This window comes from Streptomyces sp. NPDC005866 (genome assembly GCF_040629895.1).
Taxonomy (GTDB): domain Bacteria; phylum Actinomycetota; class Actinomycetes; order Streptomycetales; family Streptomycetaceae; genus Streptomyces.
In genome coordinates this window covers 1-14,228 of record NZ_JBEXWP010000040.1, presented here as the reverse complement: position 1 = coordinate 14,228, position 14,228 = coordinate 1, and the positions used below count along the sequence as shown (strand labels likewise).

Annotated in this window: 10 protein-coding genes and 3 pseudogenes; 8 read left to right on the top strand and 5 right to left on the bottom strand. The window is 72.1% G+C overall.

What is annotated here, in order from left to right; all coding sequences use genetic code 11:
• Window positions 1-82 precede the first annotated feature (82 nt).
• The 4 genes from ABZ396_RS38015 to ABZ396_RS38000 all read left to right on the top strand — a co-directional run bounded on the left by ABZ396_RS38015 (window position 83) and on the right by ABZ396_RS38000 (window position 4,417).
• The gene (locus ABZ396_RS38015; protein ID WP_358926677.1) at window positions 83-1,336 is read left to right on the top strand and encodes an FAD-binding protein; all 1,254 of its coding nucleotides are present in this window, start codon (window positions 83-85) and stop codon (window positions 1,334-1,336) included.
• A 98-nt stretch (window positions 1,337-1,434) separates the two neighbouring features.
• Window positions 1,435-2,679: an ROK family transcriptional regulator gene (locus ABZ396_RS38010; protein WP_358926678.1), complete on the top strand. Its 1,245-nt coding sequence runs from the start codon at window positions 1,435-1,437 to the stop codon at window positions 2,677-2,679.
• Between the two features lie 260 nt (window positions 2,680-2,939).
• Window positions 2,940-4,262, top strand: coding sequence for an MFS transporter (locus ABZ396_RS38005; RefSeq protein ID WP_358926679.1), 1,323 nt, complete (start codon window positions 2,940-2,942; stop codon window positions 4,260-4,262).
• Complete coding sequence (locus tag ABZ396_RS38000) at window positions 4,259-4,417, top strand: hypothetical protein (protein ID WP_358926680.1); 159 nt, start codon at window positions 4,259-4,261, stop codon at window positions 4,415-4,417. Before ABZ396_RS38005 ends, ABZ396_RS38000 begins: the two co-directional genes overlap by 4 nt.
• A 22-nt stretch (window positions 4,418-4,439) precedes the next feature.
• Here ABZ396_RS38000 and ABZ396_RS37995 read toward each other — a convergent pair whose 3' ends face one another.
• From ABZ396_RS37995 to ABZ396_RS37985, 3 genes and pseudogenes are all read right to left on the bottom strand, one after another.
• Window positions 4,440-6,137, bottom strand: coding sequence for a DUF2264 domain-containing protein (locus ABZ396_RS37995; RefSeq protein ID WP_358926681.1), 1,698 nt, complete (start codon window positions 6,135-6,137; stop codon window positions 4,440-4,442).
• A 104-nt stretch (window positions 6,138-6,241) separates the two neighbouring features.
• Window positions 6,242-6,514 (bottom strand): annotated as a pseudogene (locus tag ABZ396_RS37990) (carbohydrate esterase); the annotation flags it as partial.
• A gap of 290 nt (window positions 6,515-6,804) precedes the next feature.
• Window positions 6,805-7,659 (bottom strand): SDR family NAD(P)-dependent oxidoreductase, encoded by an 855-nt coding sequence (locus ABZ396_RS37985; RefSeq protein ID WP_358926686.1) that lies wholly within the window; start codon window positions 7,657-7,659, stop codon window positions 6,805-6,807.
• A 72-nt stretch (window positions 7,660-7,731) separates the two neighbouring features.
• Here ABZ396_RS37985 and ABZ396_RS37980 point away from each other — a divergent pair, with 72 nt between their 5' ends.
• On the top strand, window positions 7,732-8,166 hold the full coding sequence (locus tag ABZ396_RS37980) for a MarR family transcriptional regulator (RefSeq protein WP_358926682.1): 435 nt from the start codon (window positions 7,732-7,734) through the stop codon (window positions 8,164-8,166).
• A 38-nt stretch (window positions 8,167-8,204) separates the two neighbouring features.
• Here the strand turns inward: ABZ396_RS37980 and ABZ396_RS37975 are convergent.
• A pseudogene (locus ABZ396_RS37975) lies at window positions 8,205-9,203 on the bottom strand (IS5 family transposase).
• Between the two features lie 645 nt (window positions 9,204-9,848).
• On the opposite strand from ABZ396_RS37975, the gene mmuM reads away from it, so the two are divergent.
• The 3 genes from mmuM to ABZ396_RS37960 all read left to right on the top strand — a co-directional run bounded on the left by mmuM (window position 9,849) and on the right by ABZ396_RS37960 (window position 13,718).
• On the top strand, window positions 9,849-10,766 hold the full coding sequence (gene mmuM, locus ABZ396_RS37970) for a homocysteine S-methyltransferase (RefSeq protein ID WP_358926683.1): 918 nt from the start codon (window positions 9,849-9,851) through the stop codon (window positions 10,764-10,766).
• Between the two features lie 244 nt (window positions 10,767-11,010).
• Window positions 11,011-12,648 (top strand): IS200/IS605 family accessory protein TnpB-related protein, encoded by a 1,638-nt coding sequence (locus tag ABZ396_RS37965; protein ID WP_358926684.1) that lies wholly within the window; start codon window positions 11,011-11,013, stop codon window positions 12,646-12,648.
• A gap of 11 nt (window positions 12,649-12,659) precedes the next feature.
• Window positions 12,660-13,718, top strand: coding sequence for a LacI family DNA-binding transcriptional regulator (locus ABZ396_RS37960; RefSeq protein ID WP_358926685.1), 1,059 nt, complete (start codon window positions 12,660-12,662; stop codon window positions 13,716-13,718).
• Here ABZ396_RS37960 and ABZ396_RS37955 read toward each other — a convergent pair.
• Window positions 13,692-14,132, bottom strand: a pseudogene (locus ABZ396_RS37955) (carboxylesterase/lipase family protein); the annotation flags it as partial. The gene ABZ396_RS37960 and the pseudogene ABZ396_RS37955 sit on opposite strands and share 27 nt — an antisense overlap.
• Window positions 14,133-14,228: the final 96 nt, after the last annotated feature.

Here is a 14,228-nt window from a genome sequence, read left to right as displayed (position 1 = left end):
CGGTCTCTACCGTAGGTCTCGGCGAATGAGAGGGTCAATGCACACGCACTCTCCGGAGGACGACAGGGATGGGACGGCAGAGATGACGGATCTGGCGCAGACGGTCACCAATTGGGCGCGCAACGTCACGTACACGGCGAAGGAGTTCCACCGCCCGCACTCGCTCGACGCGCTCCGGTCGCTGGTGGCGAGCGGTACGCGGGTGCGGGTGCTGGGCAGCGGGCACTCCTTCAACCGCATCGCCGACCCGGGTCCGCAGGGTCTGCTGGTCTCGATCGCCGGGCTGCCGCCGGTGGTCGAGGTGGACACGGCGGCCCGCACGGTCCGGGTCGCGGGCGGGGTGCGGTACGCCGAACTGGCCCGCGCGGTCCACGCGCACGGCCTGGCACTGCCCAACATGGCCTCGCTGCCGCACATCTCGGTGGCCGGCTCGGTGGCCACCGGCACACATGGTTCGGGCGTGGCCAACGGGTCGCTCGCGGCGCCCGTCCGGGAGGTGGAGCTGGTCCTCGCCGACGGCTCGACGGCCACCGTCGCGCGCGGGGACGACCGTTTCGACGGCGCCGTGACCTCACTGGGCGCACTCGGGATCGTCACCGCACTCACCCTCGACCTGGAACCGGCGTACGAGGTCGAGCAGTCGGTGCACGTCGAACTGCCGCTGGCGGGGCTGGACTTCGCGGCCGTGTCGGGGGCCGGGTACAGCGTGAGCCTGTTCACCGACTGGCGGGAGCCGGGCTTCAGGCAGGTGTGGGTGAAGCGGCGCACCGACCAGCCCGCCGTGGACTTCGGCTGGGCCGCGCCCGCGGCGGAGCCGATGCACCCGGTGCCGGGTATGCCGGCGGGCAACTGCACCCAGCAGTTCGGGGTGCCGGGGCCCTGGCACGAGCGGCTGCCGCACTTCCGGGCGGAGTTCACGCCGAGCAGCGGCGACGAGCTCCAGTCGGAGTATCTGCTGCCGAGGTCGACAGCCGTCGACGCACTGCATGCGGTCGACGGCATCCGGCAGTCGGTGTCCCCCGTGCTGCAGACCTGCGAGGTGCGGACGATCGCCGCCGATCCGCAGTGGCTCAGCCCCGCCCACGGCCGGGACTCCGTCGCCCTGCACTTCACCTGGGTCGACGACCTGGCGGCCGTGCTGCCCGCGGTGCGCCGGCTCGAGGAGGCGCTGGAGCCCTTCGAGCCGCGTCCGCACTGGGGCAAGGTGTACACCGTCCCCGGCGAGGTGCTCCGTGGCCGCTACCCGCGCCTGGCCGACTTCCGCGCGCTGGCCCGGACCCTGGACCCTGAGGGGAAGTTCGCCAATCCGTTCGTACAGGATGTCCTGGGCGCGTGACCGACGGCATTCCCGGCCGGACCGGGCCCGCGCCCGCCCCGGACTTAATACAGCCCTTTTCCTAATCCCTTGTCGAAAACATCCCGCAGCCCATAGCCTTGCGCCGTGTGAAGCACACATCACGTGACATCCGCACCGCGAACCGCTACGAGGTGCTGCGGCACATCATCGCCGAGTCTCCCACCTCCCGGCAGGAACTGGCGGCCGTCACCGGGCTGAGCCTGGCCACGGTGGCCACGCTCGTCGGCGAGCTGCTCGAACTGCGGATGATCACGGAGGTCGGCTTCGAGGACTCGGCGGGCGGGCGGCCCCGGGGACTCGTGGCGGTCAACGCGTCGGGGGGCGCGCTGATCGGCGTCGACATCGCGGAGACGTACGTCCATGTCGAGCTGTTCGACCTCGCGCTGAACGTACTGGCCCGCGCCGAGGAGGACATGCGCCCGGGCGAGCACCGGCCCGAGCAGGTGGTCGGCCATGCCGCCGCCGCCGTCGGCTCGGTGGTGGCGCAGGCCGGGGTCGAGGGGGCGCGGGTGCTGGGCGTCGGGGTGAGCGTGCCCGGGCAGGTGGACCGGGGCACGGGCATCGCCGAGTACGCGCCCAACTGGGACTGGCACGACGTGCCGCTGCTCGACCTGCTCTCCGAACACATCGCCTACCCCCTGTACCTGGACAATCCGCTGCGCGCCTGCGCGGTGGCCGAGCAGTGGTTCGGGGCGGCACGCGGGCGCGGGGACACGGTGGTGGTGAACCTCGGCACCGGGGTCGGCGCCGGGCTCGCCCTCGGCGGCGGACTGCACCGGGGCGTCAGCAACAGCGCCGGGGAGTGGGGGCACACGACGCTCGTGCTGGACGGGCGGCCGTGTCACTGCGGCAACCACGGCTGTGTGGAGACATATGTCGGCGCGCCCGGAATCATGCTGAATCTGCGGGAGTCGAGCCCGCACAGCCCGCTGCTGTACCCCGAAGACCAGACGGCCACCGTCGACGCGCTGGCCCGGGGCGTGGCGGCCGGTGACGCCGTAGCGGTCCAGGTCGTACGGGACACGGCCCGGTACATCGGCGCCGGTGTCGCCAACCTGGTCAACCTGCTCAACCCCGAACTGGTGGTGCTCAGCAGCTGGGTGGCCCGCAGGCTCGGTGAACCGCTGCTCGACGAGGTCCGCGAGGCCGTCCGGCGGCATGCGCTCCGGCGGCCGTTCGCCGCCACCGAGATCGTCCTCTCCCCCATCCCCACCGACCCGGTGTGCCTCGGCGCGGCCACGTTCGCGCTGGAGGGCGCGCTGCGGTCCGTGGGGCAGCGCGGCGGGGTGCGCACCGGCCGTACCGCGTCCGCCTCCCGGTGATCGAATGGTCCGACCTCGCGGGTCCATTAGTCCATTGCCGGGCTCGTCGGCGCTCTGCGACCGTCGTGGCGTATCCGCGGCCGGTCGGCCTCCCGAGCCGGCCGGCCGTACGTCGTGTACGGAACGAGGGAGTCCCCCAGCGTGGCCGCAAGCGTCGAGGTCCGCGTCTGGAGGCGGCCCTGTTCACGGTGGTGGCGGGTCCAGGCGATATTAACGGGACGCGGTCGGCGTAGGGTTGCCGGGACACGGAAGGGGGAGCCGTGACGTACGCGGCGCGGCGGGCGGAGCGGGCGGCACGCGCCGGGGACGCGACGGCCGGGCAACCGCTGTGGCGGCAGCGGGACTTCGGGTTCTTCTGGCTCGCCCAGACGCTGTCCGTCCTCGGCGATTCCTTCAGTCTCATCGCGCTTCCCCTGCTGGTCCTCCAGGCGACCGGCTCGGTGGCCCGGATGGGCCTGCTCACCGCCGTCGGCGGGGTCGCGATGGTGCTGGCCGCGGTCTTCGCAGGAGTGATCGTCGACCGGGTCGACCGGCGCAGGCTGCTCATCGCCTGCGACCTGGTCCGCATGGTCCTCTACGGTCTGGTCCCGGTCGTCTGGCTCGCCGGGCCGCACCTCTGGCTGCTGTACGTGGTCCTGCCGCTGTGCGAGGCCGTCGGCATGCTCTTCGCCGTCGGATACGTCACCGTCGTTCGCGGGCTCGTCGAGGTCACCCGGCTCACGGAGGCCAACGGGAGGGTCAACGCCACCGCGGCGGCGGCCGGTGTCCTCGGTCCCCTGGGCGCGGGTCTGATGGCCGCCCGGACGGGGCCGGCCGACGCGGTGGCCGTGGACGCGGCGAGCTATGCCGTCTCGGCGGCCCTCCTGCTCCTCGTACGGGTCCGGGAGCGCGCCGGGGACGAGCGGCCGACCGGGAAGCGGGGCGTGTGGCGCGACCTGCGCACCGGGGTCGGGTACCTCGTCCGCCACCCCGTACTGCGGTCGGTCACCGGGCTCCTCGCCGTCTTCAGCTTCCTCAGCCTCGGCATCAACGACCTGGTCATCTACCACCTCAGGCACGACCTCGGCCACGACGACGGCACGGTCGGCACGGTGCTGGCGATCGGCGCGGCCGGCACGATCACCGGGGCACTGCTGGTCGCCCGGCTCCGGCGGCGGCTGGGCTTCGGGCCGACCTGGATCGCCTCGACGGCGGTGTGCGGACTGGCCTTCGCCGGGCTCGGCTGGGTGCGCACGGTGCCCGTCGTGGCCGTCCTGTGCTCGGTCTACCTGGCCTGTGTGGGGATAGCGGGCACCTGTTCCATGTCCCTGCGCCAGGAAATCACCCCGGAACCTCTCCTGGGCCGGGTCACCTCGGCCCACTGGACGCTCCAGTACGCCCTGGCGCCGGCCGGCGCGGCCGTTCTCACCTGGGCGGCCGAGCGGGTCGGCACCGCCCCGGTGGCCGCCGTCGCCGGTGTCTGCTGCACACTGACCGCCCTCGCCGCCCTCGGCACCCCGATCAGGAAGGCGGTGCCGCTCCGCGCCGCGGCCGCGTCGGAACAGGGCAACCTTCCCCTTGCCGGCGGCAACCGGGAGGCATGACCTCCGCATCACGCACCACACGTCACCGCCGCGTCCACGCCTTCCGCAAGCCCGCTATCGGGTCCCTCGCGGCCGCCGGTCTGCCGGCCGGCGCCTGGTACGTCACCGCCGGCGCGGCGACGACCCCCGACCTCAAGGTCGCCTCCACCCCATGAGCCGCATCATGCCCGACGCGGCTCAGCCCTGCGCGATGTGCTCCACGTCCACTCCGTCGCCCTGCCAGCGGACCCGCAGACCGGGGCCCGCGTGCCACTGGACGGTCAGCTCCCGGTCTCCTTCGGCGCGTACCGTCACCGTCTCGCTCACCGGCACGACGTCCGCCGCGCCGGTGAGCCTGATCAGCGCGACGAACAGGGTCGCGTCCTCCCCCGTGACCCCGGTCAGCGCGTCGTCCAGGCCCACGGCGGGCAGCAGTTCGGCCCGGAGTCCCTCCGGTGCGGCCCATCCGGTCACCCGCACCGGCGTCCCGGTCTCCGCGCCGGCGACCAGGAAGGCCCGTACCTCCACGGCCCCGCGCACCAGCACGGCACTCGTCACGCGAGCGCCCGAAGCGGCCGTGTGCCGGGAGGCCGCCCACCCCTCCCCGACGCCCAGCGGCTCGATGTGCGTCCGGCTCGGATCGCCGCCGACGATCAGACTGTTGTCGTACGACCCCGAGGGCTGCGTCACGGTCGAGTAGCCGAGCCGGGTGTAGTACGGGTCGTAGCGGACGTCCTCGCTGCCGTGGTTGTGGAGGCGGACCACTCCGTCCGAACTGGTGGACTGCAGAAGCCAGTTGGGCGGGGCGATCGGCGTGACCGCGTCGGCACGCTCGGCCGGGCCCGGTTCCTCCGTCGCCGTCCATACCTCGTGCTCCGTGGGGAGCAGCAGGCCGAGGAAGCCCTTGCTCGCCCAGTACGGGGAGGCGGGGCCCGAATAGCCTTGCAGGACGGCCGGGTCGGGGCCGTGCCAGCCGAGGGTCAGCAGGCCTCGCTCGTCCACCGCGCCCCGGTCCAGGAAGTACGTCAGCGCTCCGGAGGCCAGCCGCCGGGTCTCCCCGGGGGCCAGGGGCGTACGGCCGGTGAGCGCGCCCAGCCACAGCGGGGCCGTGGTCGCGAAGCGGTACGTCAGCGAGCGGCCCTGGTGCATCGGCGCGCCGTCACCGCCGAACAGCCGGGCGTAGTCGGCGAGATGGCGTTCGAGGCGGCCGCCGTACAGGTCGAGCAGCTGCTCGTCGCCGGCCAGCCAGGCGTGCAGCACCGGGTAGAGGTGCATCGCCCATCCGTTGTAGTAGTCGAACTTGCGGCCGTCGCCGTCGGTGTACCAGCCATCGCCGAGGTACCACTCCTCGATGCGGGCCAGGCCGTGGTCGACCGCCTTGTGCGCGGCCTCCGGCTCATGACCGATCTCGGCGAGGAAGCCGCCGACCGTGACCGGGAACAACTCCCAGTTGCAGGGCCAGGGTTCGGCGGTCAGCGCGTCGGCGAGCCAGTTCGCGGCGCGCTGTCGTACCCCGTCGTCGAGGCGGTCCCACAGCAGGGTGCGGGTCAGGCGCAGGGCGAGGGCGATCGAGGCGGCCTCGACGAGCGGCTGGCCGCGGTCCTCGATGCGCGGCCAGACGCCCGACACACCGGCCGCGAGCCCGTCCGCGTACCGCTGGAGGTCGGTCTCGTCACGGCGGAAGGCCGCGAGGAGCAGGGTGCGGGCGTAGCCCTCCAGGCCGTCGGAGAGGTGTCCCGACGAGCTCTGGTGGTCGCCGGGGAGGTGGTAGAGGGCGCGGTCCGGGGTGGCGTAGGGCTCGACGGCGGCGAGCAGGGCGTCGGCGGCGGCCTCCCAGTGGGCGCGGGTGAAGCCGGTGCGCGGGCTGGGACCGTGGTCCTCGGGAGGCAGCTGCATCGGTGCCCTTTCTCGCTCGACCGGACTTCGTGCCGGACCTTGTGCCGAACCTCGTACCGTTCGAACCTGGGGCGCCCCGGTTCCGGTCGGGACGCCCCAGGGGCTCATCCAACCCGCACGGTGCCCCGGGGCACCAGGTGCCGGGCGAGCAGTTCGTCACGCACCAGGCCCGCGTAGACGGTGGCGCCGTACGCGGAGGTGTGCGTGTTGTCCTTGTTCTCGTCGTACAGGTACAGCGCCTTGGAGCCCTCCACGCCGAGGGACTCCACGAGCGCCTTGGTCTTCGCCGTCAGGTCGACCAGCGGAACGTCCTCGGCGGCGGCGACCGAGCGGATCACCTCAGGATGATTGACGCCGAGCCCGTTGACCAGAAGCGCGACGTCGTTGCGGTGACCGGCGCTCACCCGCCACACGCCGCCGCTGACACCGTTCTTCGGGTTGTGGACAAGGGGTTCGAAGACGGCTCCGGCCGCGCCGAGAACCTCGCGGGCCTCGGTGTCCGGGAGGGTCATTTCAGGCATGGCTCAACGGTAGGCAGTGTTTTTTTCTCCTCGACGCTCGGTGACTCGGTTCGTTGTCGCGGAGTGCTGCGGCGGGATTTTGATCGCCGGGGTTGAGCAGCGGCTTGCGTCTCATTGAGGCTCGGGCCTGCGCGGCGCAGAAGCACTCATACAAGGAACGGTGCGGTCAGGTTCGTGGTGAGTACTGCTAGCCGGGCGCGGGCCTGCGCATCGTATGCCTGTGGGTGTGCGGGCTGATTGTCGTACCGGTCGAAGTACTGTCCTGTGGTGTTTGCCAGGTTTGGGTCAGCGATGAGATGTAGCGTCGGCTGAGCGCCGTCGTCGAGGCCAGAGGCAGGGGTAAGGCCGCTCTGCCGGACCATGGAGGTGTCCATCAGGTGGGCTGGGTGCAGTGCATTGACGGTGACCTGGTGGGGCGCCGACTCGGCTGCCAGATCGAAGGTGGCCATGAGCAGGGCTAGCTTGCTGCGGCAGTACGCCTGCACTCCGTCGTAGTCGCGCTCCAGCATCACGTCGTCGAAATTGATGGGCATCTGTCCAGCCGAGGCGACGTTGACCACCCGCGAGGGCGCCGAGGCGACCAGGAGCGGGAGGAGCTGGCGGGTGAGAACGTACGGCGCCAGGTGGTTGACGGCAAACCGCAGTTCGTGGCCCTGGCGGCTTGTCTGCCGAACGGTCGGGTCGATACCACCGCCCACGGCGGCGTTGTTGACCAATACGTCGAGCCGCGGCTCGGCGGCGAGGACGGCGTCGGCCAGAGCGCTCACCTGCTCAAGGTCGGCCAGGTCGGCCCGGTAGGTACGCACCGAGACTTCCGGGGCCTGCGCCCGTATCTCGTCGGTGGCCGTTGCAAGCCGCTGCTGGTCGCGTCCGTGGAGCAGCAGCGTGGCGCCGCGGGCTGCCAGGAGCAGGGCGAGGTGGAGCCCCATCCCCTGGGTGGCCCCGGTCAGCAGGACCGTCTTTCCGCGCAGGTCGCCCGGAGTAGCTGTGTGTTCATGCATGCCTCCAGGGATATCAATGTCTTTATATATATTCCAGTCTTGATTCATCTCAAGGGTCGGTAGGCTGAGCGCATGGAGATGATGCCGCAGGGTCGGCTCGGCCTGGACATCAAACGGGCCGAGCAGGTGCTGATGGCCGCCAAGAGCAGCGCCGTGCGCACGGCCGACCTGACCGTCGCCCAGTACGCCGCCCTGTTGGCCCTCGCTCAGCACCCCGGGATCTCCGCTGCCGCGCTGGCCCGCGACTGCTTGGTCACCCCGCAGGCCATGACCGGGGTGCTCAAGACCCTGCAGACACGCGGCCTTATCGAGCGGACGGCGCACCCCTGGCACCAGAGGGTCCTCGAGACCCGGCTCACCGAGGCCGGCCAGCATGCCCTTGCTGCTGCCGATACCGAGGCGGTGCGCATCGAACGCCGCCTTGCAGACGAGTTCACCGCCGAGGAGCAGGACATTCTCCGAGCACTGCTGGCCCGCTGCGTCCAGGCGATCGAGCGAGACCACTGAGCTTGCGATACAACTCCTCTGCATGGCCCTGCTTCGGATCATGTCGCGGGGCGGAGGCTTCGGAGCCAGATGACCGCGCCGCGTAAGTGGAGTCCGGCCAGGTAGCTCTCGGGTGTCTTGTCGTATCGAGTGGCCAGTCCGCGCCACGCTTTGATCTTGTTGATGCAGCGCTCCACCGTGTTGCGGCCGCGGTAGAGCTCGGTGTCGTGGGAGACCGGCCGCCCGCCCCGCCGGCCTCTGTTCTTGCGGTTGGCGGCCTGGTCGGCCTTCTCTGGGATGACCGCTCGAATGCGGCGCCTGCGCAGGTCAGCGCGGTTGGCGCGAGAGAATACGCCTTGTCACCGGCTACGCCATCGGGCTGGGTTCGCGGACGGCCTACCGGGCTACGGACCTTGACCTCCTGCAGCACCGAAATAAAGCGGGGGCTGTCGGCCGCCTGCCCCTCGGTCAGCTCGAAGGACAGCGGGCGGCAGCGACGCTCGGCGGCGAGGTGGACCTTGCTGGTCAGCCCACCGCGCGAGCGACCCAGCCGAGCAGCCTTCAGTCGGGCCCGGCGCCTACGCCGCAGTCGTCGCCGCTCATCCCGCCGAGGGCCGCCGGGCTCGCCGTCGCCCGAGGCGTCCTGCGCCTTTTGTCCCTGCACCCGGCCCCTTTTTCATCGGCAACGGCCTCTTCGAGGGCAGCCAGGACCTTCTCGCGCACCACCACCCCGGCCGCGTGATGTGGTGGGCGCGGGCCACTGTGGAGTCCACGCTGACCAGCGACAGGTCCACTTGCCCCCGCTGTGCCGCCTCGGCGATCATCTCGTCCATCAGCTGTTCGAAGACGCCCTCGTCCCGCCACTGAAGAAACCGGTGGCAGACGGTCTGCCAGGCGCCGTGCTCGGTCGGCATGTCCCGCCAGGGGCTGCCGGTGCGGAACCGCCGGATCACACCCTCGAACTGCTGCCGCAGCCGCTCGGGGTACGGGCCGAACCCGCCTACCGGCAGGAGCGGCTCGACCAACTCCCATTCATCACCAGTGAGTTCCCGGGACACCGGGACCTCACGCCTTAATCCAAACCAGGAACACTGCCTAGCCGCAACAGGCAACGTTCGCCCCGTCGCGAACGTTGCCTGCCGCGGCGCTGGTCGGCGGGTGCTCCCCGCCGCACCGCCCACGAGGATCTCCGGGCCGTCCGTGTCGTGGCGTATGACCGCGGTGATCGTCGACGGGGTGCCGAGGGAGTCGCCCACGTCGGCGGTGACCCGTGGCAGGCCCCCGCGGGCGGGGTGAGCGGCCAGACAGGCGATGCTGTTGGCCTTGGCGATGTCCTCGGGGACGCCGATCGACGGGGCGAACATGCGGGCCGCCACTCGGCCGTCCGGGTCGGGGCGGAGTAGAGGTAGCAGCCCAACAGGGCCAGTCGGTCGCAGGCGGCGCGCAGGCGGTCGGGGTCCGGGGTCAGTGCCGAGAGGGCGTCCGGGTGGGCAACGGGACGAGGAGCCGTGGCCGTCCCAGGGTGGCGACCACGCAGCCGGGGGTGTCCCGGCCGATACCCAGGCGGCGAGGACCTCGCCGTGTTCGCCGCCCGCGGGCTCGCGCAGGTCGACCGGGGCAACCTGCCGTCCACATGATGGGCGCTCTGGTCATATGGTGGAGACAGTCGGTCGTTCGATGCCGGTTCGACTAGCGTCGGGGGCATGACCAGCGACAACTCCCCCAGCCTCGCCGACGCCCTCGCCGCCGGGACGGTCGTGCTCGACGGCGGTATGTCCAACCAGCTGGCCTCCGCCGGACACGATCTGAGCGACGAGCTGTGGTCGGCGCGGCTGCTGGCCGACCGGCCCGACGCGGTCAGCGACGCGCACCTCGCGTACTTCAGGGCGGGCGCGGACGTCGCGATCACCGCCAGCTACCAGGCCACGTTCGAGGGCTTCGCCAAGCGCGGGATCGGCCATGACGAGGCCGCGCGGCTGCTTGCGCTCAGCGTCGAGCTGGGGCGGGACGCGGTACGGCGGGCGCGGGCGGAGGGGATCGTACGGCCATTGTGGGTGGCCGCCTCGGTCGGACCGTACGGGGCGATGCTCGCGGACGGCTCCGAGTACCGGGGGCGGTACGGGCTGAGCGTCGAGGAGCTGGAGCGGTTCCATCGGCCGCGCCTCGAGGTGCTGGCCGGGGCGGGACCGGACGTGCTCGCGCTGGAGACCGTGCCGGACGCGGAGGAGGCGGAGGCGTTGCTGCGGGCGGTGCGGGGGCTGGGGGTGCCGGCTTGGCTGTCGTACAGCGTGGCGGGTGGGCGGACGCGCGCCGTGCAGCCCTTGGCGGAGGCGTTCGCCCTGGCGGCCGATGTGGACGAGGTCATCGCCGTGGGCGTGAACTGCTGCGCGCCCGAGAACGTGGATGCCGCCGTCGAGGTGGCGGCACAGGTCACCGGGAAGCCGGTGGTCGTCTATCCCAACAGCGGGGAGGTCTGGGATGCGGAGGCTCGCGCGTGGACCGGGGAGTCGACGTTTGCCGCCGGGCAGGTGGAGGGGTGGCGGGATGCGGGGGCTCGGTTGATCGGGGGGTGTTGTCGGGTGGGGCCGGAGGCGATCAGTGGGATTGCCCGGGTGGTGTGAAGTCCATTCGCCGTAGATGGTTCGCTGGGTGGGCGACTTCAGGCCGTTCCGGGCTGGTCGCTCACGCGGCGGAGCCGCAAATTGACACTGTCCCGCGCCCCTGAAGGGGCGCTAGTGTCCCCGCTGTGGTGTGCCATGGGTTGCCGAAGGGAACGGGGGTTCTCGCCTCGAATGCGTGACCTTTGCCTGTGGTGGTCGTTTCGTAGGGAGACGGGTTTTCCGAACCGGGCCAGGGGGTGGCGGGGTGGGCGGGTTGCGTGAGGTGGCGGTTCCGTTCGTGGTGCCCGGCCCCGCTGGGGTCGCGGTGCGTGACCGGCTCAAGGGACTGACCGCCGGGGACGTGGAGGTGCTGCGGCTGGTCGGCGGCCACCTCGGCTCCCTGGCCTCCCGCGATCTGACGGCACGGTGCGCGGCCGGGCCGGCGCACGATGCCGACCGGTGGGCCGAGCGTAAGCGGGAGCTGACCGTGCGGTCGTCGTCGCGGTGGGCGGGCAGTATCACGAAGGCCACACATGATCAGTGGGGGCTGGCCCGGCGCGGCCAAGCCGCGCACATCCAGAAACTCCAGGCCGGGATCGCTACGGTCCGGCACCGGCTGTCGCTGTCCCTGGGAGAGAAGGGTGCGAAGCGTTCGGCGGGCGGCTACCGCAGCAAGAGCGAGTGGTTCGCCAAGACCCGCCGCCTGCGGGTGCTGGAGGACCGGCTGGCACAGGAGCGGGCCGACTGGGCGGCCGGGCGGGTACGGGTCGTACGCGGCGGGAAGCGGCTGCTCACCACCCGACACCACCTCGACGCCGCCCACCTCACCGAGGAGGCGTGGCGCCGTCGGTGGGAGGCCGCGCGCCGCTTCCTGCAAGCCGACGGCGAGTCCGGGAAGCGGTACGGCAACGAGACGATCCGTGTCAGCCCCGACGGCGAGGTGAGCATCAGGCTGCCCGCCCCGCTCGCCCACCTGGCCAATGCCCCGCATGGCCGGTACGTCCTGGCCGCCCGCGTGGCGTTCGCGCACCGGGGCGCTGCCTGGCGTGACCGCGTGCAGGCGAACCGGGCCGTGGCCTACCGCATCCACGAAGACACCGACCAGGACCGCTGGTACCTGACCGCCTCCTGGACCATCCCCCCGGTGAAGACCGTGCCCCTGACCGCCGCCCGCGCGCGCGGCCTGGTGGGTGTGGACATGAACGCCGATCATCTGGCGGCCTGGCGGCTGGATGCGCACGGCAACCCGGTCGGCGCCCCGCGCCGCTTCGACTACGACCTCACCGGCACCGCCGCCCACCGGGACGCGCGGATCCGCCACGCCCTCATCCGCCTCCTGCACTGGGCGGCCCGGCTCGGCCTCGGGATCGCGATCGAGGACCTGGACTTCACCGCCGAAACGACCAGGGAGAAGCACGGCCGCCGCAAGGCCTTCCGCCACCTGATCTCCGGCATGCCCGTCGCCCGGCTGCGCGCCCGGCTCGTGTCCATGGCCGCCGAACTCGCCATCCCCCTGGTCGCCGTCGACCCCGCCTACACCTCCCGGTGGGGTGCCCAGCACTGGCAGAAACCCCTCACCAGTACCAGGCGCAAGACCACGCGGCACCACGCGGCCGCCGTGGCGATCGGACGGCGCGCCCTCGGGCACCCGATCCGGCGACGGACGACACCGCCCCGTACCCACCAGAGCGATGGGCACGGGCATCGGACCGTCCAGGCCGGACCGGCAGCCTCGGGGCGTGAGGGACCCGAGGGACCCCGCCCCCGCATCCCCGGACCACGGACACGATCCGTCGGCGCCGGACGCGGAGCGAACGCGGGCGACCAGAACACCCACCACCGTTCGGGGTGTTCGGCTGAGCACAAGTCCTGGAAACAGGACTCACTCCCGCTCAGTCCCTAGGAACGGTGGAGTTGACCAGGAAGAGCGGGAGCGCCGGGCGGAGCACCATCCACGATGTCGCCGCCCGTGCCGGGGTTTCCGCCTCCACCGTCTCCCGGGTGCTCGGCGGCGTCTACCCGGTCAGCGCCGCCACCCGTACCCGGGTCCTGCGGGCCGTCCGTGAGATGGACTATGTCGCCGACGCCCGCGCCAAGGCCGTCGCCGGGGCCGGTACGCCGACGCTGGCGTTCGTCCTGGAGGACATCACCGGGCCTTCCTTCGCGCACATGGCGCACGGGGTGGAGCGGGAGGCGGCCCGGCTCGGGTATCTGAGTCTGGTCTGCAGCACCGACGGAGATGTGCGGCGCGAGCTGGAGTTCATCGGGATGATGCGCGCCCAGCGGGCCGCCGCCGTGATTCTCGTCGGCGGGGCGGCGGACACGCCCGAGTACCGGGAGCGGACCCGCCGTACCGCCGACTCGCTCGCCTCGGCCGGGTCCCGGCTGGTGCTGTGCGGGCGGCCGCCGCTCGGCCCCGGCGCGCCGGTCACGGTCATCGAGTACGACAACGAGGGCGGCGCCCACGCCCTGGTCGCCCATGTGCTCGCGCAGGGCCATCGGCGGGTGCTGTTCCTGGGCGGGAAGCGGGACCACACGACGGCGATGGGGCGCGAGCGCGGCTATCTCGCCGCCCACCGGACCAGGGGTTTTGAGCCCGACCCCGCTCTCCTGCTCCACGGGGACTTCACCCGGGACTCCGGGCACCGGCTGATGCGGCAGGCGCTCGCGCAGAAGCTGGAGTTCAGCGCGGTTGTCGCCGCCACCGACATGGTCGCCGCCGGAGCGCTGACCGCCCTGCACGCGGCGGGGCTCGACGTGCCGGGGGACGTGTCGGTGACCGGGTACGACGACATACCGTTCGCCCGTGATCTGCACCCGGCCCTGACCACCGTGCACGTGCCCTACGAGGAGCTGGGGCGGCTCGCCGTGCGGACCGCGCTCGGGCACGGCGGGGAGTCGGCCGGCGAGCATCTGCTCCTCGGCACGCATGTGGTCGTACGGGACTCAGTGGCGGCGCACGGCGGCCATTGAGCGGCGCAGCCGGCGCACGGCCAGGGCCAGTTCTGCGGCCCGTTCGGGGTGCGGCACGGCAGGGGGCGTCCAGAGCGCGAACTCGCGGTCCCGGAGGCCGGAGACCGTGTGGGGTTCGCCGTCGCCGAGGACACGGACCGGGTGGGTCGCGTCCCAGGCCTCCCAGCCCGGGTCGCCGGTGGCTGCGAAGCGGACCCACGCCCCGTGCATCTCGTCGGCCAGCTCCTGCGGGGCGCCCGCGCCGGCCAGCCGGGCCGAGTCCGGCACGTCCCTGGTGTCGAAGACGAAGCCCAGGTCCAGGGCGTGGCAGGCGCCGAGTCGGGGGCGGTTGGAGGGCCAGGCGAACTCGTAGAGGTACGACGAGCCGGTGCGGGCCTCGGCCAGCCGTTGCAGCGGGCGCCGCAGCAGGTGGTCGTCACCGCCAGTGGTGCCCGTTGCGCAAGCCCGGCGCTTTAGCGCCAATGCCGCGTAGTTAAGCCGCAGGCGAGATGGTCAAGTTGGGCGGGACTT

Coding starts and splice junctions, on each gene's coding strand:
- ABZ396_RS38015 (WP_358926677.1), top strand. CDS start 83: ATGACGGATCTGGCGCAGACGGTCACCAATTGGGCGCGCAACGTCACG.
- ABZ396_RS38000 (WP_358926680.1), top strand. CDS start 4,259: ATGACCTCCGCATCACGCACCACACGTCACCGCCGCGTCCACGCCTTC.
- ABZ396_RS37995 (WP_358926681.1), bottom strand. CDS start 6,137: ATGCAGCTGCCTCCCGAGGACCACGGTCCCAGCCCGCGCACCGGCTTC.
- ABZ396_RS37985 (WP_358926686.1), bottom strand. CDS start 7,659: ATGCATGAACACACAGCTACTCCGGGCGACCTGCGCGGAAAGACGGTC.
- ABZ396_RS37980 (WP_358926682.1), top strand. CDS start 7,732: ATGGAGATGATGCCGCAGGGTCGGCTCGGCCTGGACATCAAACGGGCC.
- mmuM (WP_358926683.1), top strand. CDS start 9,849: ATGACCAGCGACAACTCCCCCAGCCTCGCCGACGCCCTCGCCGCCGGG.